The organism is Pseudomonas sp. PGPR N4 (genome assembly GCF_059693665.1).
Window position 1 is genome coordinate 436,183 of sequence record NZ_JCAUKV010000002.1, and the last position, 19,926, is coordinate 456,108.

Annotated in this window: 17 protein-coding genes; 12 read left to right on the forward strand and 5 right to left on the reverse strand. The window is 63.8% G+C overall.

The window, feature by feature from the left end:
• The first annotated feature begins 191 nt into the window (after nucleotides 1-191).
• The 6 genes from AC58X1_RS11595 to AC58X1_RS11620 all read left to right on the forward strand — a co-directional run bounded on the left by AC58X1_RS11595 (nucleotide 192) and on the right by AC58X1_RS11620 (nucleotide 7,487).
• Complete coding sequence (locus tag AC58X1_RS11595) at nucleotides 192-1,547, forward strand: M16 family metallopeptidase (RefSeq protein WP_101315449.1); 1,356 nt, start codon at nucleotides 192-194, stop codon at nucleotides 1,545-1,547.
• On the forward strand, nucleotides 1,540-3,054 hold the full coding sequence (locus AC58X1_RS11600) for a M16 family metallopeptidase (protein ID WP_497428868.1): 1,515 nt from the start codon (nucleotides 1,540-1,542) through the stop codon (nucleotides 3,052-3,054). The genes AC58X1_RS11595 and AC58X1_RS11600 overlap by 8 nt, the downstream gene beginning before the upstream one ends.
• Nucleotides 3,054-3,656 carry a 16S rRNA (guanine(966)-N(2))-methyltransferase RsmD gene (gene rsmD / locus AC58X1_RS11605; RefSeq protein WP_101315445.1) on the forward strand — a complete coding sequence of 201 codons (603 nt, stop codon included), beginning with the start codon at nucleotides 3,054-3,056 and terminating at the stop codon, nucleotides 3,654-3,656. The genes AC58X1_RS11600 and rsmD overlap by 1 nt, the downstream gene beginning before the upstream one ends.
• Before the next feature lie 95 nt (nucleotides 3,657-3,751).
• Nucleotides 3,752-5,017, forward strand: a complete 1,266-nt coding sequence (locus tag AC58X1_RS11610; RefSeq protein ID WP_497428869.1) for a M16 family metallopeptidase — start codon at nucleotides 3,752-3,754, stop codon at nucleotides 5,015-5,017.
• Nucleotides 5,018-5,065: 48 nt separating this feature from the next.
• Nucleotides 5,066-6,433 (forward strand): M16 family metallopeptidase, encoded by a 1,368-nt coding sequence (locus tag AC58X1_RS11615; protein WP_497428870.1) that lies wholly within the window; start codon nucleotides 5,066-5,068, stop codon nucleotides 6,431-6,433.
• Nucleotides 6,434-6,494: 61 nt separating this feature from the next.
• Nucleotides 6,495-7,487 (forward strand): hydrolase, encoded by a 993-nt coding sequence (locus tag AC58X1_RS11620; RefSeq protein ID WP_497428871.1) that lies wholly within the window; start codon nucleotides 6,495-6,497, stop codon nucleotides 7,485-7,487.
• A 12-nt stretch (nucleotides 7,488-7,499) separates the two neighbouring features.
• Here the strand turns inward: AC58X1_RS11620 and AC58X1_RS11625 are convergent, their stop codons facing one another.
• Nucleotides 7,500-8,354: a sulfurtransferase gene (locus AC58X1_RS11625; RefSeq protein ID WP_497428872.1), complete on the reverse strand. Its 855-nt coding sequence runs from the start codon at nucleotides 8,352-8,354 to the stop codon at nucleotides 7,500-7,502.
• A 31-nt stretch (nucleotides 8,355-8,385) separates the two neighbouring features.
• Nucleotides 8,386-9,051 (reverse strand): TetR/AcrR family transcriptional regulator, encoded by a 666-nt coding sequence (locus AC58X1_RS11630; protein ID WP_101315435.1) that lies wholly within the window; start codon nucleotides 9,049-9,051, stop codon nucleotides 8,386-8,388.
• Nucleotides 9,052-9,197: 146 nt separating this feature from the next.
• On the opposite strand from AC58X1_RS11630, the gene AC58X1_RS11635 reads away from it, so the two are divergent.
• The 4 genes from AC58X1_RS11635 to ggt all read left to right on the forward strand — a co-directional run bounded on the left by AC58X1_RS11635 (nucleotide 9,198) and on the right by ggt (nucleotide 13,278).
• Nucleotides 9,198-10,628 (forward strand): coniferyl aldehyde dehydrogenase, encoded by a 1,431-nt coding sequence (locus AC58X1_RS11635; protein WP_497428873.1) that lies wholly within the window; start codon nucleotides 9,198-9,200, stop codon nucleotides 10,626-10,628.
• 126 nt (nucleotides 10,629-10,754) lie between these two features.
• The gene (gene coaD / locus AC58X1_RS11640) at nucleotides 10,755-11,234 is read left to right on the forward strand and encodes a pantetheine-phosphate adenylyltransferase (protein WP_101315431.1); all 480 of its coding nucleotides are present in this window, start codon (nucleotides 10,755-10,757) and stop codon (nucleotides 11,232-11,234) included.
• A gap of 110 nt (nucleotides 11,235-11,344) precedes the next feature.
• Nucleotides 11,345-11,596 (forward strand): YfhL family 4Fe-4S dicluster ferredoxin, encoded by a 252-nt coding sequence (locus AC58X1_RS11645; protein WP_101315429.1) that lies wholly within the window; start codon nucleotides 11,345-11,347, stop codon nucleotides 11,594-11,596.
• Entirely contained in the window at nucleotides 11,596-13,278 is a 1,683-nt protein-coding gene (gene ggt / locus AC58X1_RS11650; RefSeq protein WP_409035096.1) for a gamma-glutamyltransferase, read from the forward strand. The genes AC58X1_RS11645 and ggt overlap by 1 nt, the downstream gene beginning before the upstream one ends.
• 6 nt (nucleotides 13,279-13,284) lie before the next feature.
• On the opposite strand, the gene mutM is transcribed toward ggt, so the two are convergent.
• Nucleotides 13,285-14,097, reverse strand: coding sequence for a bifunctional DNA-formamidopyrimidine glycosylase/DNA-(apurinic or apyrimidinic site) lyase (gene mutM / locus AC58X1_RS11655; RefSeq protein ID WP_101315427.1), 813 nt, complete (start codon nucleotides 14,095-14,097; stop codon nucleotides 13,285-13,287).
• Between the two features lie 3 nt (nucleotides 14,098-14,100).
• Nucleotides 14,101-14,919 carry an HDOD domain-containing protein gene (locus AC58X1_RS11660; protein ID WP_178080808.1) on the reverse strand — a complete coding sequence of 273 codons (819 nt, stop codon included), beginning with the start codon at nucleotides 14,917-14,919 and terminating at the stop codon, nucleotides 14,101-14,103.
• Nucleotides 14,920-15,171: 252 nt separating this feature from the next.
• Between AC58X1_RS11660 and AC58X1_RS11665 the strand changes: the two genes are divergently transcribed.
• A complete protein-coding gene (locus AC58X1_RS11665) occupies nucleotides 15,172-16,368 on the forward strand; it encodes a class I SAM-dependent rRNA methyltransferase (RefSeq protein WP_103435664.1) in 1,197 nt (398 codons plus the stop codon).
• 54 nt (nucleotides 16,369-16,422) lie between these two features.
• Here the strand turns inward: AC58X1_RS11665 and mgtE are convergent, their stop codons facing one another.
• Nucleotides 16,423-17,478, reverse strand: coding sequence for a magnesium transporter (mgtE, locus tag AC58X1_RS11670; RefSeq protein ID WP_150570392.1), 1,056 nt, complete (start codon nucleotides 17,476-17,478; stop codon nucleotides 16,423-16,425).
• A gap of 491 nt (nucleotides 17,479-17,969) precedes the next feature.
• On the opposite strand from mgtE, the gene ilvD reads away from it, so the two are divergent.
• A complete protein-coding gene (ilvD, locus tag AC58X1_RS11675) occupies nucleotides 17,970-19,811 on the forward strand; it encodes a dihydroxy-acid dehydratase (protein WP_103435662.1) in 1,842 nt (613 codons plus the stop codon).
• The last annotated feature ends 115 nt before the right edge of the window (nucleotides 19,812-19,926 follow it).

A 19,926-nucleotide genomic window follows, 5' to 3' on the forward strand; every position in this document is an offset into this window, starting at 1 on the left:
CATCTGGAATTCTCTATCACGCAGAACAGACTATCTTGAATCCGGCTGGTTCATGCGCAACGTTTTGTCGTAGGGTCCTGCGGGCCAGAACGGCGACAGGCATGGTCGCCAGGCAACCGGATCAGTATCCTAGCACCTCCTGGCCTGCTGACGCTAAACCGAAGCGGGCCGCCGTACAGGTTAATCATCGTATGAATGCTCTAGCCCGCCGCGCTGCTGGCCTGCTGCTCAGCACGCTCTGCCTGCCCCTGGCAGCACTTGCCGCCGATCCGCAACCGACCCACGAATTCATCCTCGACAACGGCCTCAAAGTGGTCGTGCGCGAGGACCACCGCGCCCCCGTGGTGGTCTCGCAGATCTGGTACAAGGTCGGCTCCAGCTACGAGACCCCGGGCCAGACTGGGTTGTCCCATGCGCTCGAGCACATGATGTTCAAAGGCAGCGCCAAACTCGGCCCGGGCGAAGCTTCGCGGATCCTGCGCGACCTCGGCGCTGAAGAAAACGCCTTTACCAGCGACGACTACACCGCTTATTACCAAGTGCTGGCGCGCGATCGCCTGCCGGTCGCGTTCGAGCTCGAAGCCGACCGCCTGGCCAGCCTGCGCCTGCCGGCCGACGAATTCAGCCGTGAAATCGAAGTGATCAAGGAAGAACGGCGCCTGCGCACCGACGATCAGCCCAACGCCAAGGCGTTTGAGCTGTTCAGCGCCATGGCCTACCCTGCAAGCGGCTACCACACGCCAACCATCGGCTGGATGGCGGACCTGGAGCGGATGAAAGTCGAGGAGCTGCGCCACTGGTACGAGTCCTGGTACGCGCCGAACAACGCCACCCTGGTGGTGGTCGGCGACGTTACCGTCGATGAAGTCAAAGGCCTTGCGCAGAAGTACTTCGGCGCCATCCCGAAACGCGCCGTGCCGCCGTCCAAGCTGCCGCTGGAGCTGGCTGAGCCCGGCCTGCGCCAGTTGACCCTGCACGTGCGTACGCAGTTGCCGAGCCTGATCTACGGCTTCAACGTGCCAGGCCTGGCCACCGCCAAGGAGCCACGCACCGTGCATGCCCTGCGGCTGATCTCGGCGCTGCTCGACGGCGGCTACAGCGCGCGCATGCCAGCACGCCTGGAGCGCGGCCAGGAGCTGGTCGCCGGCGCGTCGTCCGGTTACGACGCGTTTACTCGCGGCGACAGCCTGTTCCTGATCTCGGCCACGCCGAATGTGCAAAAGCACAAGACCCTGGCTGATGTCGAAAAAGGCATCTGGCAGCTGCTCGACGAACTCAAGACCACTCCGCCAACCGCCGAAGAGCTCGAGCGTGTACGCGCCCAGGTCATCGCCGGGCTGGTGTATGACCGTGACTCGATCAGCAGCCAGGCCACCACCATCGGCCAGCTGGAAACCGTCGGCCTGTCCTGGAAGCTGATCGACAGCGAACTGGACGAGCTCAAGCAAGTGACCCCGCAGGACATCCAGGACGCCGCCCGCACCTATTTCACCCGCGAACGCCTGAGCGTTGCCCATGTACTGCCCGAGGAGTCCGCTCATGAGTGATCGCCGCCTTCCACGCTACGCCCTGATCGGTCTCGGCGCGGTTGCCCTGGCAGTCGCCGGCACCCTTATGCTGACCCGCCCGGCGCAGTCCGATGCCGCTACCGCAACCACTACCGATGCCAAGCCTGCCAGCAGTGCCGCAAGACCAGCCAATACCCTGCAGTCGCTGGCCGAACTGGACGGCAAGGCGCCGAGCCGGCGTGAACTGAACATCCAGAGCTGGAACACCGCCGAAGGCGCCCGCGTGCTGTTCGTTGAAGCCCGCGAACTGCCGATGTTCGACCTGCGCGTGACCTTTGCCGCCGGCAGCAGCCAGGACGGTAACGTCGCTGGCTTGGCCACGCTGACCAACGCCATGCTCAACGAAGGCGTTGCCGGCAAGGACGTCACTGCAATCGCTGAAGGCTTCGAAGGCCTGGGCGCCGACTTTGGCAATGGTTCCTACCGCGACATGGCGGTAGCGACCCTGCGCAGCCTCAGCGCCAGCGACAAGCGCGAGCCGGCCCTGAAGCTGTTTGCCGAAGTGGTCGGCAAGCCGACCTTCCCCGCCGACGCGCTCAAACGCATCCAGAACCAGCTGCTGGCCGGTTTTGAGTACGAGAAGCAGAACCCGGCCAAGATCGGCGGCAAGGCGCTGTTCGCCAACTTGTATGGCGATCACCCATATGCCCAGCCGAGTGACGGCACTGCGCAGAGCATCCCGGCGATCACTCTGGAGCAACTGCGCGCGTTCCACGCCAAGGCCTATACCTCGAAAAATGCCGTGATCGCGCTGGTTGGCGACCTCAGTCGCAGTGATGCCGAAGCGATTGCTGCGCAGGTTTCCGCCGCGCTGCCGCAAGGCCCAGCGCTGGCCAAACCGGCCGAGCCGAGCGAACCGAAAGCGGGCCTGACCCACATCGACTTCCCGTCCAAGCAGACCCACCTGATGCTCGCCGAGCTGGGTATCGACCGCCAGGACAAGGACTGGCCAGCACTGTCTCTGGGTAACCAGATCCTTGGTGGCGGCGCCTTTGGCACGCGGCTGATGAGCGAGGTGCGCGAGAAGCGCGGCCTGACCTACGGCGTATACTCGGTGTTCAGCCCGATGCAGGTCCGCGGCCCGTTCATGATCAACCTGCAGACCCGCGCCGAACTCAGCGAAGGGACACTCAAGCTGGTTCAGGATATCCTTGCCGACTACCTCAAGAGCGGCCCGACCCAGCAAGAGCTGGACGATGCCAAGCGCGAACTGGCCGGCAGCTTCCCGCTGTCCAATGCCAGCAACGCCAGCATCGTTGGCCAGCTGGGCGCAATCGGCTTCTACAACCTGCCTCTGACCTGGCTCGAAGACTTCATGCAGCAGTCGCAGAGCCTCACCGTCGAGCAGGTCAAGGCCGCCATGAACAAGCACCTGGCAGCGGACAAACTGGTGATCGTCACGGTCGGCCCGAAAGTCGCGCAGCAACCGCTGCCGCCGCCTACTGACAAACCCGCCGAGCAGCCGCTTGGCGTACCGGAGCATTAATGGCCAAGCCATCCACACCCGCTCGCGCCAAGCCCGGCGTGAGCCAAGGCCAGGGTCACCTGCGCATCATCGCTGGCGAGTGGCGCAGCCGCCGCCTGCCGGTGCCAGACGGCCCGGGCCTGCGGCCTACCCCTGATCGCGTGCGCGAAACCGTGTTCAACTGGCTCGCGCCCTACATCGAAGGCGCGCAGGTGCTCGACGCCTTCACTGGCAGCGGTGCGCTGGTGCTCGAAGCCCTGTCGCGCGGCGCCGAAAATGCCGTGGCGCTGGACAACAACGGCGCCGCGGTCAGCAACCTCAAGGACAACCTCGAGCTGCTGCGCTGCGCCCGCGGGCAGATCCTCCAGACCGACGCCCTGCGTTATCTGGATGGCGAAGCGAAAAAGCAGTTCGACGTGGTTTTTCTCGATCCGCCGTTCAATCAGGACCTGCTGGCCAACACCTGCAGCCTGCTCGAAGAACGCCAGTGGCTGCGCGAGCGGGCCTGGATCTACACCGAAAGCGAAGTAGCGCCGTCTTCGCTGCAGATGCCTGCCAGTTGGCGCCTGCACCGTGAGAAGAAGACCGGCCAGGTCCATTACGCACTGTGGCAACGCGGCTGACGCCCGCAGCCCACCTGCGTAATTAATTAACGCAGGTGGGTCACCCGCTTGATTGAAGCTGCTTCGTTCTAACGTCGAACAGGAGCGCTCCAATCATGACCTCGTCCGCAACCCCTTTGTCAGCCAGCCAGACGGTGCTCACGCAGCCGCCGCTGCAAAGCTTCAAACTCGACAACGGCCTGCAGGTCTATCTGCGCCAGGACCACCGCGCCCCGCTGGTCAGTGCGCAACTGTGGTACCACGTCGGCTCAAGCTATGAGCCGGCCGGCCAATCCGGCCTGTCGCATCTGCTCGAACACCTGATGTTCGAAGGCAGCAGCAAACTGGCATCGGGGCAGTACTCCAAACTGCTTACCCTGCTGGGCGGCGACCCCAACGCCTTCACCTCCGAAGATGCTACGTGCTTCCCGGTAACGCTGCCTGTCAGCCGCCTGGAGATCGTACTGGAAGCAATGGCCGATGCCATGGGCACTGCGCGCTTCGAGCAGTCGACCTTCGAGCGCGAGGTGCAGGTCGTGCTGGCAGAGCGACGCCTGCAGACCGACCAGAGCCCACTGACCATCGCCCTGGAACGGGACAGGCTCCTGGCCCACGGCAGCAGCCCGTATGCGACCCCGATCATCGGCCATCAGGCCGATGTTGAAAGCCTCACCGCTCAAGCCGCGCGCCGTTGGTACCAGAACTGGTATCAGCCCGCCAACGCGACACTGGTGGTCGTGGGCGATATCGATCTGGCGCGCCTGCGCCGGTATGTCGAGCGCCATTTTGCCGCTGTGGCCCGCGCTCAAGTGCCATTCAATAGGCGCCCAACAGGGCCGACTGCGTTGCAATCGCGCAGCCAAACCGTGGCCTTGGCACAGATGCGCGAGGGTTTGATCATGAACTTCAACGTTCCCAGCCAGGCAACCGCAGTCGATGAGCATGAGAGCTGCGCACTACGCCTGATCCCGGAACTGATGATGAATGGCGTCAGCTCGCGGCTGTATCGGCAACTTGTCAATCGCAGGCAGTTGATCCAGGCGATGCGCGCCGAGTACCGGCACCTGATGCGTGGCGACAGCCTGATGTCGTTTTTCATGTTCAGCAACCCCCAGCAAGGCACCCCGCAGCAAGCCGGCGAAGTGGTGTTGGACGAGCTGCAGGTGCTGGCCCAGACAGCGCCCAGCGAAGCGGAGCTTGAGCGCGCCAAGGCACGCTTGCTGGCCAATCTGGTGTTCGGCCGAGACATGATCAGCCAGCAGGCCGACGCCATTGGGCGATATGCCGCAATCGGCGTCGACCCTGCGTTTCCGACCGTGAGCAGCACGCCATCGAGCAGGTCAGCGCAGACGCTGTGCGCCACGCAGCCCTCAGCTACCTGACCCGGGATCGACTGAGCATTACCTACATGATGCCCCAGGAGCAAACCCATGACTGATTCGACAAGCATTGCACCCACCGCCGTTACCGCCAACCTGTCCTCAGCCGAAGGCATCGACCTGAGCCAGTTCGAACAGGTTCGCACTGAGGTACAGGCCTGGCAGACCAGCCATGGCACCCAGGTACGGTTCGTCGAGGCGCGCCAATTGCCGATGGTTGACCTGATCGTTCTGTTCAATGCCGGCACCAGCGTGGATGCCGAACACAGCGGGCTGGCAGCCTTGACGATGTATATGCTCGATGAAGGCACCGAGCGCTTGAACGCCGAGCAGTTTGCCGAACAGATAGAGCGATTGGGCGCGATCCTCAGCACGCAGATCCGCTTGGAGCATGCCTCGTTGTCGCTGCGCTGTCTGAGCAGCGAAGTGGTGTTGGCGCAGGCCGTGGCGCTGTTTACCGAGATGCTTGCACGGCCCGCCTTCGACGAACAGCAACTGGTCAAGGTCAAGCAGCAACTACGGGCATTCCAGAGCTCTCGCTACAACGCTGCGCCAACCCGCGCCCAGAGTGAACTGTTCAGCCGCTTGTATGCCGGGCACCCGTATGCCGCCCCATTGGGTAGCACTGAGCAGGGCATTCAGGCCCTGACTGCCCAGGATTTGCGTGATTTCCATCAGCGCGCTTACTCGGCCAACAATCTGCAGGTGTCGATCGTCGGCGATCTGTCGCGGGCGCAAGCCGAGGCGCTGGTCGAGCAGCTCGCCGAGGCTCTGCCGCAAGGCTGGGCCGCTGCCGAGCTGCCGCCGGTTCCGCCCACCAGCGCCGCCAGCGCACATGTGCCAACGCCTGCTGCAAACAACACCCTCCTGCTTGCGGTACCCATGAGCGGGCGGCCGTCGCAGGCAGACTATCCGGCGCTGGTTCTGGCAGCCGATGTCCTCGGCTCAGGATTCGACTCACGCCTGATGCAGGAGCTGCGGCAACGTCGCGGATTGACTTATCACATCAGTTGCCGGCCATCCCCGCTCAAGGCCGGCGGCGTGCTCGCCATCGGCTGGGACTGCGCCGCGCAATACCGCGAGGCGAGCCGCGAACTGGTCGCGGGCATGCTCGAAGCGCTGGTAAATGAGGGCCCCACCAACGCCGAACTGGAGCTAAGCCGTCGGCAGCTGTCTGGCCAGTTGGTACGCTCGGTGGCAACCAACAGCGGGCTGGTGGAGCTGTTGAGCAAAGGCAGCCATCAGGGCCTGCCCGCCGATCATCTGGTCACCTACCAGGCGCAGTTGAGCGCAGTCAGCGCACGCAGCGCACGCCACGCACTGCAGGAGCACCTCGACCTGAGTCGCATGGTGACCGTCAGCCTGGGCTCGGACCAACCGCAGCAGCCCTTGCCGCCGCTGCCACACAGCGCCCGATAGCACAGGTACAGCGGCGCCGTTTCATGGCACTCTAGGCAGGCACATCACGAGCCGCCCCAGCATGCCCAGCCACACTGCCCAGTTCCGCCCGGCCACCGGCCTGACCAACCCTCACCTGCAAACCTTGTGGGGCCCGCTCTGGCGCAGATTGCCCGAGCTGGCCCGCAGTCGCGAGCGGCTCTGGCTGACCGATGGCGACTTCATCGACCTCGACTGGTACGGGCCGCATCAGCTCGACACGCCGTTAGTGGTGGTCCTGCATGGCCTCACCGGCTCGTCCAGCTCGCCCTACGTCAAGGGTTTGCAGCATGCCTTGCAGGCGCTCGGCTGGGCCAGTGTTGCGGTCAACTGGCGTGGCTGTTCGGGTGAGCCGAATCTGCTTGCGCGCAGCTATCACTCCGGCGCCAGCGAAGACCTTGCCGAAATCATCCAGCACCTGCGTGCGCAGCGGCCGATGGCGCCGTTGTATGCGGTCGGTTACTCACTGGGCGGCAACGTGCTACTCAAGTACCTGGGTGAAAGCGGCGCCGCCAGTCAGTTGCAGGCAGCGGTCGCGGTATCGGTGCCGTTTCGCCTGGATCAATGCGCCGACCGCATCGGGCTGGGTTTTTCGAAAATCTATCAAGCGCACTTCATGCGCGAGATGCTGGCCTACGTGCAACACAAGCAGCAGTACTTTCGCGCCACCGGCCAGCAGCAGGGGCTGGACCAGATCGAGCAGTTAGGCGCGCTGGGCAAAATGCGCACGTTCTGGGATTTCGACGGCAAGGTCACCGCGCCGCTGCACGGCTTTGCCGATGCGCACGATTACTATCGGCGAGCATCCAGCCGCTATTACCTGGGCGAGAACCGCACACCGACCCTGATCATTCACGCCAGCGACGACCCGTTCGTGTTCACCCATAGCCTGCCGACGCCTGAAGAGCTGCCGGCGCAGACCGAATTCGAACTGCATGCCCGCGGCGGGCATGTAGGCTTTGTCGAAGGCAGCCTGCGCAAGCCGGGGTATTACCTTGAGCGGCGCATTCCGCAGTGGCTGGCCGAGCGCGGTTAAGCGCTGACGGCCTCAGTCGCCAGTGGCCACGCCGCGCTGCGGGTCGTTGATCCACTCACTCCAGGAACCTGCATACAAGCGGCCCAACGGATAGCCGGCCAGCGCCAGGGCAAACAGGTTGTGACACGCCGTCACCCCCGAGCCGCAGTAGGCAATCAGCTGCTCTGGCGCGCGCCCGGCCAACTGCTCGGCAAAGCGCTGCTTGAGCTGTTCGACCGGCAGAAAACGGCCATCGGCGCCTAGGTTGTCGGTGAATGCCGCGCATCTGGCTCCGGGAATGTGCCCTGCCACTGGATCGATCGGCTCCACTTCGCCACGAAAACGCGGCAAGCCGCGGGCGTCGAGCAAGGTCAGCTCAGGTTTGTCCAGCTCGGCCAGCAACTGCTCGGCATCGATCAATAGCTGCGTATCGGCCTCACCGCTGAAGCCGCCCTCGCGCTTGGGTGGCGAATCCAGGCTCAGCGGCAGTTGCGCGGCATGCCAGGCCTTGAGCCCGCCATCGAGTATCGCCACACCGTCCCGCTTGCCCAGCCACACCAGCAGCCACCAGGCGCGTGCGGCGAAGGCGCCAGGGCCGTCGTCATACAGCACCACCTCGCTGTCGTTGTCCACTCCCCACTCGCGCAGCCGCTCGATCAGCCTTTGCGGGTCCGGCAACGGATGCCGGCCGGTCTGTCCCCTGACCACCTTGCCACTCAGGTCGCGCTCAAGATCGGCAAAGTGCGCGCCGGCGATATGCCCTTCGGCATAGCTGCGCTGGCCGTAATCGACGTCCTCCAGAGCAAAACGACAGTCCAGAATCACCAGCCGAGGCGAGTCCAGACGCTCGGCCAACTGCTGTGGGGTGATCAACTGCGCGAGGGGCATGGCAATCTCCTGATCGAATGGCAGCAAGGCGTCAGTGCGCCAGGGCCTGGTTGAGAGGTATGTGAAATTCATCGCACAAGGCGTCGACGGCAGCGCGCGCATCGGCCGTAACGAAGCCCAGCTCCAGCACCAGCACTTGATAGACGCCGCGCTTGAAAGCTTCTTCACCCAGATGCGCCGAATGTTCGCGGGTGGTGCTGAGAAAGCGCACCCACGAAGTCAGCACGATCCAGGCATTGATGGTCAGCGACTCGATCTGCGCCGGCGCCATGGCGAGGATGCCTGCATCGACAAAGCCGCGGTAGATCGCCTGGCCCTGCACCAGGCAGCGCTGGGAAAAGCGCCGATAGCGGGCCGCCAGCTCCAGATCGCTCTCAAGCAGGTGCTCCAGGTCGCGATGCAGAAAGCGGTAGTTCCACATCGCCGCGAGCAGTGCCTTGAGATAGAAGCGTTTGTCTTCGACGGTCGCCGCGCGGCCCTGGGGCGGGCGCAGAAAGCTGTCGACCAGCTCTTCGTACTGACTGAACAGCACGGCGATGATCGCCTGCTTGTTGGGGAAGTGGTAGTACAGGTTGCCGGGCGACATTTCCATGTGGGCTGCGATGTGGTTGGTGCTGACGCTGCGCTCGCCCTGCTGGTTGAACAGCTCCAGGCTGTTTTGCACGATGCGCTCACGGGTATTGATGCGTGGGGCCATGCTCAGCTCCAGGTTACGGGCAGTTCGATACCGCATCTTACGGTCAATCCAGCCACGGTTGCACGATTGCAGGCTGCTGACGGGTCGAAATCCTGATCGAATTAGAGTACAAGCTCTAGCACCTGTCCGGCCTCGCGGAGCCTGTGATGTCTTCAACCCTGAGCGCGCCTCCTGTGCATTCCGACCTCGACCTGCAAGCGACGTTCGCCCTGCAGCGAAAGGCGTTCGCCGGCAACCCGTCGCCCCCTGCCGCGCAGCGCCGGCAATGGCTGAAAAGCCTGCGCGAAGCGCTGCTGGCAGACCAACAGCGCTTGATCGAGGCGATCGATACCGACTTTGCCGGGCGTAGCGCTGATGAAACCCTGCTGGCCGAGCTGCTGCCCACGGTGCAAGGCCTGCGCGATGCCGAGCGCCAGCTGCAGCGCTGGATGCGGCCCTCGCGGCGCAAGGTCGGTCTGGCCTTTCAACCGGCCAGCGCGCGGGTGGAATACCAGCCTTTGGGTGTGGTCGGCATTATCGTGCCGTGGAACTACCCGTTGTTTCTGGCCATTGGCCCGTTGACCGGAGCGCTGGCGGCGGGCAACCGGGTCATGCTCAAACTCAGTGAGGCCACCCCGGCCAGCGGAATCGCCCTGCAAGCGCTGCTGGCGCGGGTGTTTCCCGAGGACTTGGTCAGCGTGGTGCTGGGGGAGGTCGAGGTCGGCCAGGCATTTGCCCGCCTGCCGTTCGACCACCTGTTGTTCACCGGTGCCACCAGCATCGGCCGGCGGGTGATGCTGGCGGCGGCCAACAACCTGACTCCGGTAACGCTGGAGCTGGGCGGCAAGTCGCCGGTCATCGTTTCGTCCGACGCGGCCCTGGCCGGTGCCGCCGAGCGCATCGCCTTTGGCAAACTGCTCAATGCCGGCCAGACCTGCGTCGCGCCCGACTATGTACTGGTACCGCGTGATCGTGTCGGCGCGTTTGCCGACGCCTACCGACAGGCCGTGCGCCGCCTGTACCCGAGCATCGCCGGCAGCCGCGACTACAGCGCGATCATCAACCCGCAGCAACTGCAGCGGCTCGTGCACTTGCTCGCGGATGCCAGCGACAAAGGTGCTCAGGTGCTTGACCTGTATCCGCATGAAAGCCGCGAAGGTCGCCGCCTGCCGCCGCATCTGCTGCTGGATGTGAGCGATGACATGCAGATCATGCAGGACGAAATCTTCGGCCCACTGCTGCCACTGGTGCCGTACGACAAGCTCGACGATGCGCTCGCCTACATCAATCAGCGGCCGCGGCCCTTGGCTTTGTATTACTTCGGCCAGGACCGCGCGCAGCAGCGGTTGCTACTGCAGCACAGCCACTCGGGTGGGGTATGCATCAACGACACCCTGCTGCATGTTGCCCAGGATGACCTGCCCTTTGGCGGCGTCGGGCCTTCGGGCATGGGCCGCTATCACGGTCACGACGGCTTCCTGACCTTCAGCAACGCCAGGGCAGTACTGAGCAAGCAGCGGCTCAACCTGGCCCGGCTGATCTATCCGCCGTACGGCAAAGCACTGCAACGACTGGTCTACAAGCTGTTCATTCGCTGACTCGCGCGCGCATGACAAGCCCTGCCCGGACTGTCTATAGTGCCTTGGTCAGGCCGTGCGACTTGGCCGGGCGCAGTCGCTGCGCTACCATCCGACTCCCCAACGCACTCCAGCCAGGATGACGCGATGAACCGAGTGTTGTACCCGGGTACTTTCGACCCGATTACCAAGGGCCATGGCGACCTGGTCGAGCGCGCTTCGCGTCTGTTCGATCATGTGATCATCGCCGTGGCGGCCAGCCCCAAGAAAAACCCACTGTTCCCGCTGGAACAACGGGTCGCTCTGGCGCGTGAAGTCACCAGCCACTTGCCCAATGTCGAGGTCATCGGCTTCTCCAGCCTGCTGGCGCATTTCGCCAAGGAGCAGAACGCCAATGTGTTCCTGCGCGGCCTGCGTGCAGTGTCGGACTTCGAGTACGAGTTCCAGCTGGCGAACATGAACCGGCAACTGGCGCCCGACGTCGAAAGCCTGTTCCTGACGCCTTCGGAACGTTACTCGTTCATCTCCTCGACCCTGGTCAGGGAGATCGCCGCGCTGGGCGGAGACATCACCAAGTTCGTTCATCCGGCAGTGGCCGAGGCCCTCACCGAACGCTTCAAGAAGTGATCTGCAGCGCCTGAACGTCGCGCCCGCGTGCACTGCGGGCGCGATTGCGGCACAATTGCGGCCATTAGGTCTGAAACATGCCCGGGCCCAGAGCCCCGGCCGGAGCCCCCATGTCCCTGATCATCACCGACGATTGCATCAACTGCGACGTCTGCGAACCCGAGTGCCCGAACGCTGCCATCTCCCAAGGTGAAGAGATCTACGTGATCGATCCGAACCTGTGCACCCAGTGCGTTGGCCATTATGACGAGCCGCAGTGCCAGCAGGTCTGCCCGGTCGACTGCATCCCGCTGGATGAAGCGCACCCGGAAACCACCGACGAGCTGATGGCCAAATATCAGCGGATCACCGGCAAAGCCTAGTGATCAGCCTGCGCGGTTTGCGCCGGGCGGCGCTTGGTGCGGTTGTCACACTGCTGGCGACGGCCGCCCAGGCCCAGGTGCCTGGCCGCGCTGCGATTGCCAGCCCGCACGCCGACGCGACCGCTGCCGCCCGCTTGATTCTCGAACAGGGCGGCAATGCCTTCGATGCCGCGATTGCCGTCAGCGCTGCGCTGGCCGTGGTCGAGCCTTACGGTTCCGGGCTGGGCGGTGGTGGCTTCTTCCTGCTGCGTGAAGCCGGCGAGACGCCACGCTACCGTTTTCTCGATGCCCGCGAGCGTGCGCCCGGCGCAGCAACCGCTGACATGTACCTGAAAGATGGCAAGCTCAGCCCGAGCCTGTCGATCAACGGGCCATTGGCCGCTGCCATCCCTGGCCTGCCGCAAGCGCTGGCTGATCTGGCCAACGCCCACGGCAAACTGCCGCTCAAGGACAGCCTGGCGCCGGCCATTCGCCTCGCCAATGAAGGTTTTGCCGTTGACCGGGTCTATCGCGACCGGGCGCAGATGCGTCTTGCAGCGTTGCGTGAGGATGCGCAGAGCGCGCGGCTGTTCCTGCGTGACAATCAGGTGCCGGCACTGGGCACACTGATCCGCCAGCCCGAACTGGCAGCTACCCTGCAACAGCTTGCCGCGCACGGCCGCGATGGTTTCTATCGCGGCCAGTTGGCGCAGCGGCTGGTGGCCGGTGTACGCCAGGCGGGCGGTATCTGGAGCCTCGACGACCTGGCCAGCTATCGCAGCGTCTGGCGCGAGCCTTTGCGCTTCAAGCTGGCCGACCAGCGCGAGCTGATCAGCAGCCCACCGCCCTCGGCCGGCGGTGTTGCTCTGGCGCAAAGCCTGGCGATGCTCCAACGCCTGCCGTGGCAGAGCGCCGAGCCGGTCCAGCGCAGCCACTATGTACTCGAAGTATTGCGCCGTGCCTACCGCGACCGCGGCCTGCTGGGTGATCCCGATTACGTCAGCAACCCAATCAACAAGCTCCTGGCACGCAGTTACCTGACCGGTCTGGCCGACGGTATCGACGTCTATCAAGCCACCCCAAGCAGTGCCCTGCCGCCCGCGCCGGCCTGGCGCGAAGGCGATCACACCACGCATTTTGCAGTGATCGATGCCGAGGGCAATGCCCTCGCTGCGACGCTTTCGGTCAACCTGCCGTTTGGTGCGGCGTTCACCGTGGCCGGTACCGGCGTCGTGCTGAACAACGAAATGGACGACTTTGCCGCCGACCCAGGTGGCAGCAACAGCTACGGCCTGGCCGGCAGCCAGGCCAACGCCGTGGCGGCGGGCAAGCGGCCGCTGTCGAGCATGAGCCCAAGCTTTATCGAGAGCCCGACCCAGTTCGCCAGCTTTGGCACGCCGGGCGGCAGCCGCATTCCGAGCATGGTGCTGCTGTCGATGATGGGCTTTCTACAGGGCCAACCGGTGCAGGATTGGCCGGCAACTGCGCGCTATCACCATCAATACCTGCCGGATGTAGTCGAGCACGAGCCGGGGGCGTTCAGTGCTGCCGAGCAAGCCCAGCTGGAAGCGCGCGGCTATCGCCTCAAGGATCTTGGTCGCAGCTATGGCAACCAGCAGGTGCTGTACTGGAACAAGCAGGCTGGCAGCGTTGAGGCTGCCAGCGACCCGCGCGGGGTTGGCCAGGCACTGGTGCTGCCCTGAGCGGCGTCAGCGCTGGCAGCGCGGGCAATACACACTGGCCCGCTGGCCCAGCTTGAGTTCGCGCAGGTCAGTGCCACATACCTTGCAGGGCATGCCGCCGCGACCATAGACAAACAGCTCCTGCTGGAAATAGCCCGGCTGGCCATCGCCGCCAACAAAGTCGCGCAAGGTAGTGCCGCCACGCTCGATGGCCGCTGCCAGCACCCGTTTGATCTCCAGCGCCAGCTTCAGATAACGCCCACGGGAAATACCGCCCGCCTCGCGGCGCGGATCGATGCCAGCGGCGAACAGCGCTTCGGTGGCGTAGATGTTGCCCACCCCGACCACGATCGCGTTGTCCATGATGAACGGCTTGACCGCCATCACCCGCCCACGTGACAGCTTGAACAGGCGGTCGCCGTCAAACAGCTCGGTCAGTGGCTCCGGCCCCAGCCGCAGCAGCAGTTCATGCTTGAGCGGATCAAGCGACCAGAGCATCGCACCAAAGCGGCGCGGGTCGGTGTAGCGCAGCGCCAGCCCGGACTCGAGTTCGATATCGACGTGTTCATGGCGGGACGCCGGCAAACCCAGTTCGACCAGCCTGAGATTGCCCGACATGCCCAGATGGCTGATCAGCGTGCCGACCTCGGCGTTGATCAACAGGTATTTGGCCCGCCGCTCGACGCTGACGATACGCTGCCCGGACAACCGCACATCGAGGTCATCCGGGATCGGCCAGCGCAGACGCCGCTCGCGCACCACCACGCGACTGACGCGCTGGCCCTCAAGATACGGCGCAATGCCCCGGCGGGTGGTTTCAACTTCTGGCAATTCAGGCATCGGTCAGCGCCCGCCCAATTCGCGAATGGTCTGTTTGAGGTTCTCGAAGTCGTAGTCGGACAGGCCGATGTAATCGAGCACCAGCGCGCTGATCGCGTTCCACTCATGATCGACCGACTGATTGCCCAGCACCTGATACGACGAGCAGATGTGCTCGGCCATCTTCAGCACTGCCAAGAGGTTCTTCAGCTGGTTCTGGGTATTGCGCGAGGTTTCGTCGCGGAACACCGCCAGCGCGTTGTGGTGGTTGGCGATGGCCGCGCTGATGTGCTCGGGCAGGCGCCAGGACTTGGCGGTGAAGTAACCCACCACCGAGTGATTGGTGTTGAACGCGCGATTCTCGGTATCGACCACGCGGGTCTGCTCATCGGCTTTCGCGTAGCTCTCTTCGAGCACTTCCATATAGTTGGGGAAGCGCTTGAGCATCAACGGCACGCCGCAATCGTGGAACAGGCCCAGCGTATAGGCTTCGTCCGCTGCCTGAATGCCGACCCGCTTGGCCAGGGTCAGGCAGGTCATCGCAACGTCCTGGGCGGTGTCCCAGAAGCGGTTGAGGGTAACGATGGTCTCATCGCTCATCTCGCCCTTGATTGACTGCGCGTTGATCAGGTTGATGATCGAGCGGCTGCCGAGCAGGTTGACCGCACGCTGGATCGAGCCAATCTTGTTGCTCAGGCCAAAATGCGGCGAATTGACCAGTTTGAGCAAGGCCCCCGACAGCCCCGGATCCTGCGCGATCAGCTTGGCGATGGTTTCCAGATCGGGGTCGGGCATGTACTGCTCGAACTGCAGGTCGACCATGATCTGCGGCTGCGGCGGAATGGTGATGCCCTGCAAGGCGTGCTGGATCTGTTCGGCGGTGAGTTCCTGGGACATACGTACATACTCGATAAGGTCAGCCGATTCTAACCCCGGCGCCCCCCAACGTACCAACCACTGCATCATTGCAGCACGACCCAAGATTGCTACCCCAGGTGTCAGCCACCCTTGCAGCTCCCGCAGCGCTTCGTCATCCACCGCACCGACGGGCCTGGCAACAGGCTATAATCCCGCTCTTTTTTCCGGAGCGACGTCATGTCCCTGCCCAGCCTACGCCTCAAAGCCAATGCCGATCGCCGCCTGCGCGCCGGCCATCTGTGGGTCTACAGCAACGAAATCGATGTTGCCGCGACGCCACTGCAAGGCCTGCAAGCCGGCCAGCAGGCTGTGCTCGAGGCCGCCAACGGCAAACCGCTGGGCATCGTCGCGCTGAGCCCGAACAACCTGATCTGCGCGCGCCTGCTGTCGCGTGACATCAAGCTGCAGCTGGACAAATCGCTGCTGGTGCACAGACTCAACGTAGCCCTGTCGCTGCGTGAGCGCCTGTTCGACAAGCCCTGCTACCGCCTGGTCTACGGCGATTCCGACCTGCTGCCAGGGCTGGTCGTCGACCGTTTCTTCGACATCCTCGTGGTGCAACTGGCCTCGGCGACCATGGAGCAGCACAAGGACGACGTGATCGCCGCCCTGGTGCAGGTGCTCAAGCCGAGCGGCATCCTGTTCAAGAACGACTCCGCCGCGCGCGATGCCGAAGGCCTGCAGCGTTATGTCGAAACCGTTTACGGTGAAGTGCCGGACTGGGTCGCCCTGGAAGAGAACGGCGTCAAGTTCGAAGCCCCGGTGCGTGAAGGGCAGAAGACCGGCTGGTTCTACGATCACCGCATGAACCGTGCCCGCCTGGCGCCGTATGCCAAAGGCAAGCGCGTACTCGACCTGTTCAGCTACATCGGTGGCTGGGGCGTGCAGGCCGGCGTGTTCGGTGCCAGCGAAGTGTTCTGCGTAGATGCCTCAAGCTTTGCTCTGGACGGTGTCGAGCGCAACGCAGCACTCAATGGCATCGGCGACAAGCTGACCTGCATCGAAGGTGACGTGTTCGAAGCACTGCGCGAGCTGAAGGCCGCTGAAGAGCGCTTCGACGTGATCATCGCCGACCCACCCGCCTTCATCAAACGCAAGAAGGACCTGAAAAACGGCGAAGGCGCCTACCGTCGCCTGAACGAGCAAGCCATGCGCCTGCTCAACAAGGACGGCATTCTGGTCAGCGCTTCGTGCTCGATGCACTTGCCCGAAGACGACCTCAACAACATCCTGCTGACCAGCGCCCGCCACCTCGACCGCAACCTGCAGTTGCTCGAGCGCGGCGGTCAGGGCCCTGATCACCCGGTGCACCCGGCGATCCCTGAAACCCGCTACATCAAGAGCATCACCTGCCGCTTGCTGCCCAACAGCTAAGCCGCTGGCCTGAGCGCGATGACAGCGACGCCTGGTCGCTGTCATCGCTGCTGCTCAGATATCCAGCACCTGCGAAGCAATGCCGAAGTAGATCAACACCCCCACTGCATCAGCCACCGACGTCACCAACGGCCCACTCGCCGTGGCTGGATCAAGGTTGATCCGGCTGAGCAGAAACGGCAGGCTCATGCCGATCAGGCTGCCAATCAAGACGATCACCAGCATGCTGCTGGCGACGATAAAGGCGATGTCCGCACCGCCGCGCAACATCCCCAGCGAAGCTACCGCCACTGCCATGGTCGCACCCAGCGCCAGGGCCACGCCGCACTCGCGGCCAAGCATCCGCAGCCAGTCCGCCATGACTACCTCGCCCGTCGCCAGGCCGCGGACCATCAGGGTTGCCGACTGCGCACCGGCATTGCCCCCGCTGTCGACCAGCAATGGCAGGAAGAACACCAGGGCGATATGCGCAGCGATGGTTTCCTCGAACGCGGCGATGCCCGCGCCCGAGAACAGGTTGCCGAACACCAGCAACACCAGCCACAGCACGCGCTTGCGGTACAGCAGCCCCAGCGTGGCGTCGCGCAGGTTGCCGACGTGATTGGCGATCAACGCGCCCTTGTGGAAGTCTTCGGTGGCTTCTTCCACCACCACATCCAACGCTTCGTCACAGGTCACCAGACCGACCAAGCGGCCGTCGTCGTCGAGCACTGGCACCGCCAGCAGGTCATGCAGGCGAATCAACCGCGCCACCTCTTCCTGCAAGGTGTGCACGCTGACGCTGATGATATTGCGCACCATGACCTGTTCAATCGCCGCCTCGGGTGCTGCCAGGATCAGCTCGCGCAGCGACACGGTGCCGAGCAGGTTGCGCTGCTCATCGAGCACATAGGACTGATAGATGGTTTCGGCATCAGCCGCCTCGCGGCGCAGCATGTCGATCGCCTGACTGGCGCTCAAGCCACTCTCCAGGCTTGAGTACTGGCTGATCATCAGCGCACCGGCGGTGCCGGCAGGATGGAGCTGCGACCGCAGCAGGTGGTCACGTCGAGCCTGGGCGTCGCGGCGCTGCTTGGCTTGCGCGTCTACATAATCGGGGGAGTAGTGCATGTGTTGTCTCCAGGCGCCGACGCGGGCGCCTGCAGCCCTCACCCTCTCAGGTGCAAGCCTTCGGCAGCCCTGGCGCCAGCGCGCTCAGTGCCAGAATGCAGGTTCGTGATGAACTGAAAACTGGGAAGGTCCATTGAGGGTGTGTCTCGTCGAGCCGCACATGCGGCGCGGCGATAATAGGCAGCTGGCGAGGGCACGTCAGCCAGCAATTGCCCGTTCGAGCGCATTTAGGAAGGTTCCTACGACAGTTCGGCCAATGCCTAGCCAATATCCACCCGGCACATCGGCCTCCCTTCACGGCCGCAGCGGTGTAGAATCGGCCTATTCATCGCCAGTCATCCCCGGCGGGTTTATGAGCTCTGGTCGAGCTTGCGGCGATCCCGTAGTGTTTTCGACCTCATCCGTGCCAGTGGCAACCGGCCTGCGGTGCAAAGGACAAGAGAAGCTCACTTCCCTTTTTTCTGACCTGATTCAGCCGCCAGGAGTGCTTCATGCCTGATTATCGTTCCAAGACTTCCACCCACGGCCGCAACATGGCCGGTGCCCGTGCCCTGTGGCGCGCAACCGGGATGAAGGACGAAGACTTCAAGAAACCGATCATCGCCATCGCCAACTCGTTCACCCAGTTCGTCCCGGGGCATGTGCACCTCAAGGATCTGGGCCAACTGGTCGCCCGCGAGATCGAGCGCGTCGGTGGCGTGGCCAAAGAGTTCAACACCATTGCGGTCGACGATGGCATCGCCATGGGCCACGACGGCATGCTCTATTCGCTGCCCAGCCGCGAGATCATCGCCGACTCGGTCGAGTACATGGTCAACGCCCACTGCGCCGACGCCATCGTGTGCATCTCCAACTGCGACAAGATCACCCCTGGCATGCTCATGGCTGCACTGCGCCTGAACATCCCGGTGATCTTCGTCTCCGGCGGGCCGATGGAAGCCGGCAAGACCAAACTCGCCAGCCACGGTCTGGACCTGGTCGACGCCATGGTCATCGCCGCCGACTCTACCGCCAGCGATGAAAAAGTCGCCGAGTACGAGCGCAGCGCCTGCCCGACCTGTGGCTCGTGCTCCGGCATGTTCACCGCCAACTCGATGAACTGCCTGACCGAAGCACTCGGCCTGGCCCTGCCTGGCAACGGTTCGACCCTGGCCACCCACTCCGACCGTGAGCAGCTGTTCCTCACTGCCGGCCGTACCATCGTCGAGCTGTGCAAACGCTACTACGGCGACAACGACGCCTCGGTGCTGCCGCGCAACATCGCCAACTTCAAGGCGTTCGAAAACGCCATGATGCTCGACATCGCCATGGGCGGCTCGACCAACACCATCCTGCACCTGCTCGCTGCAGCCCAGGAAGGTGAGGTCCAGTTCGACCTGCGTGATATCGACCGGCTGTCGCGCAAGGTGCCGCAGCTGTGCAAGGTTGCGCCGAACATTCAGAAGTACCACATGGAAGACGTCCACCGCGCCGGCGGCATCTTCAGCATCCTCGGCTCGCTGGCCCGTGGCGGCCTGCTGCACACCGACCTGCCGACCGTGCACAGCCCGAGCATGGAAGAAGCCATCGCCAAATGGGATATCACCCAGACCGACGATGAAGCTGTGCACACCTTCTTCAAGGCCGGCCCTGGTGGCATCCCGACGCAGACCGCGTTCAGCCAATCGACTCGTTGGGAAACCCTCGACGACGACCGTGAAAACGGCTGCATCCGCAGCTTCGAGCACGCCTATTCGCAAGAAGGCGGCCTCGCCGTGCTGTACGGCAACATCGCCCTGGATGGCTGCGTGGTGAAAACTGCCGGTGTTGACGAATCGATCCACGTGTTCGAAGGCAACGCGAAGATCTTCGAGAGCCAGGACAGCGCCGTGCGCGGCATTCTGGCCGATGAAGTACAGGCCGGCGACATCGTGATCATCCGTTACGAAGGCCCGAAAGGCGGCCCGGGCATGCAAGAGATGCTCTACCCGACCTCGTATCTGAAGTCCAAAGGCCTGGGCAAGGCCTGCGCCCTGCTCACCGATGGCCGCTTCTCTGGCGGTACCTCGGGCCTGTCGATCGGCCACGCTTCGCCTGAAGCCGCTGCCGGTGGCGCGATTGGACTGGTGCGCGATGGCGACAAGGTGTTGATCGACATCCCCAACCGCTCGATCAACCTGTTGGTCAGCGATGAGGAGCTGGCCACCCGCCGCGCCGAGCAGGACAAGAAGGGCTGGAAGCCGGTGGAAGTGCGTCCGCGCAAAGTCACCACGGCGCTGAAGGCTTACGCGCTGCTGGCAACCAGTGCCGACAAAGGCGCTGTGCGCGACAAGGCGTTGCTCGACGGGCTGTAAGACTTTTCGGCAACAACAGACCGGCGCCTGGTGCGCCGGTTTTTTTTCGCCTGTAGCCAGCCTGCCCGCTCAGACAGCGCTCATCAGGTGAAACGGTTTGTTTATTGCGACGTCG

What these genes read in the sequence shown, in the direction of transcription:
- AC58X1_RS11595 (WP_101315449.1), top strand. Translation starts at nt 192, where the DNA reads ATGAATGCTCTAGCCCGCCGCGCTGCTGGCCTGCTGCTCAGCACGCTC.
- AC58X1_RS11600 (WP_497428868.1), top strand. Translation starts at nt 1,540, where the DNA reads ATGAGTGATCGCCGCCTTCCACGCTACGCCCTGATCGGTCTCGGCGCG.
- rsmD (WP_101315445.1), top strand. Translation starts at nt 3,054, where the DNA reads ATGGCCAAGCCATCCACACCCGCTCGCGCCAAGCCCGGCGTGAGCCAA.
- AC58X1_RS11610 (WP_497428869.1), top strand. Translation starts at nt 3,752, where the DNA reads ATGACCTCGTCCGCAACCCCTTTGTCAGCCAGCCAGACGGTGCTCACG.
- AC58X1_RS11615 (WP_497428870.1), top strand. Translation starts at nt 5,066, where the DNA reads ATGACTGATTCGACAAGCATTGCACCCACCGCCGTTACCGCCAACCTG.
- AC58X1_RS11620 (WP_497428871.1), top strand. Translation starts at nt 6,495, where the DNA reads ATGCCCAGCCACACTGCCCAGTTCCGCCCGGCCACCGGCCTGACCAAC.
- AC58X1_RS11625 (WP_497428872.1), bottom strand. Translation starts at nt 8,354, where the DNA reads ATGCCCCTCGCGCAGTTGATCACCCCACAGCAGTTGGCCGAGCGTCTG.
- AC58X1_RS11630 (WP_101315435.1), bottom strand. Translation starts at nt 9,051, where the DNA reads ATGGCCCCACGCATCAATACCCGTGAGCGCATCGTGCAAAACAGCCTG.
- AC58X1_RS11635 (WP_497428873.1), top strand. Translation starts at nt 9,198, where the DNA reads ATGTCTTCAACCCTGAGCGCGCCTCCTGTGCATTCCGACCTCGACCTG.
- coaD (WP_101315431.1), top strand. Translation starts at nt 10,755, where the DNA reads ATGAACCGAGTGTTGTACCCGGGTACTTTCGACCCGATTACCAAGGGC.
- AC58X1_RS11645 (WP_101315429.1), top strand. Translation starts at nt 11,345, where the DNA reads ATGTCCCTGATCATCACCGACGATTGCATCAACTGCGACGTCTGCGAA.
- mutM (WP_101315427.1), bottom strand. Translation starts at nt 14,097, where the DNA reads ATGCCTGAATTGCCAGAAGTTGAAACCACCCGCCGGGGCATTGCGCCG.
- AC58X1_RS11665 (WP_103435664.1), top strand. Translation starts at nt 15,172, where the DNA reads ATGTCCCTGCCCAGCCTACGCCTCAAAGCCAATGCCGATCGCCGCCTG.
- mgtE (WP_150570392.1), bottom strand. Translation starts at nt 17,478, where the DNA reads ATGCACTACTCCCCCGATTATGTAGACGCGCAAGCCAAGCAGCGCCGC.
- ilvD (WP_103435662.1), top strand. Translation starts at nt 17,970, where the DNA reads ATGCCTGATTATCGTTCCAAGACTTCCACCCACGGCCGCAACATGGCC.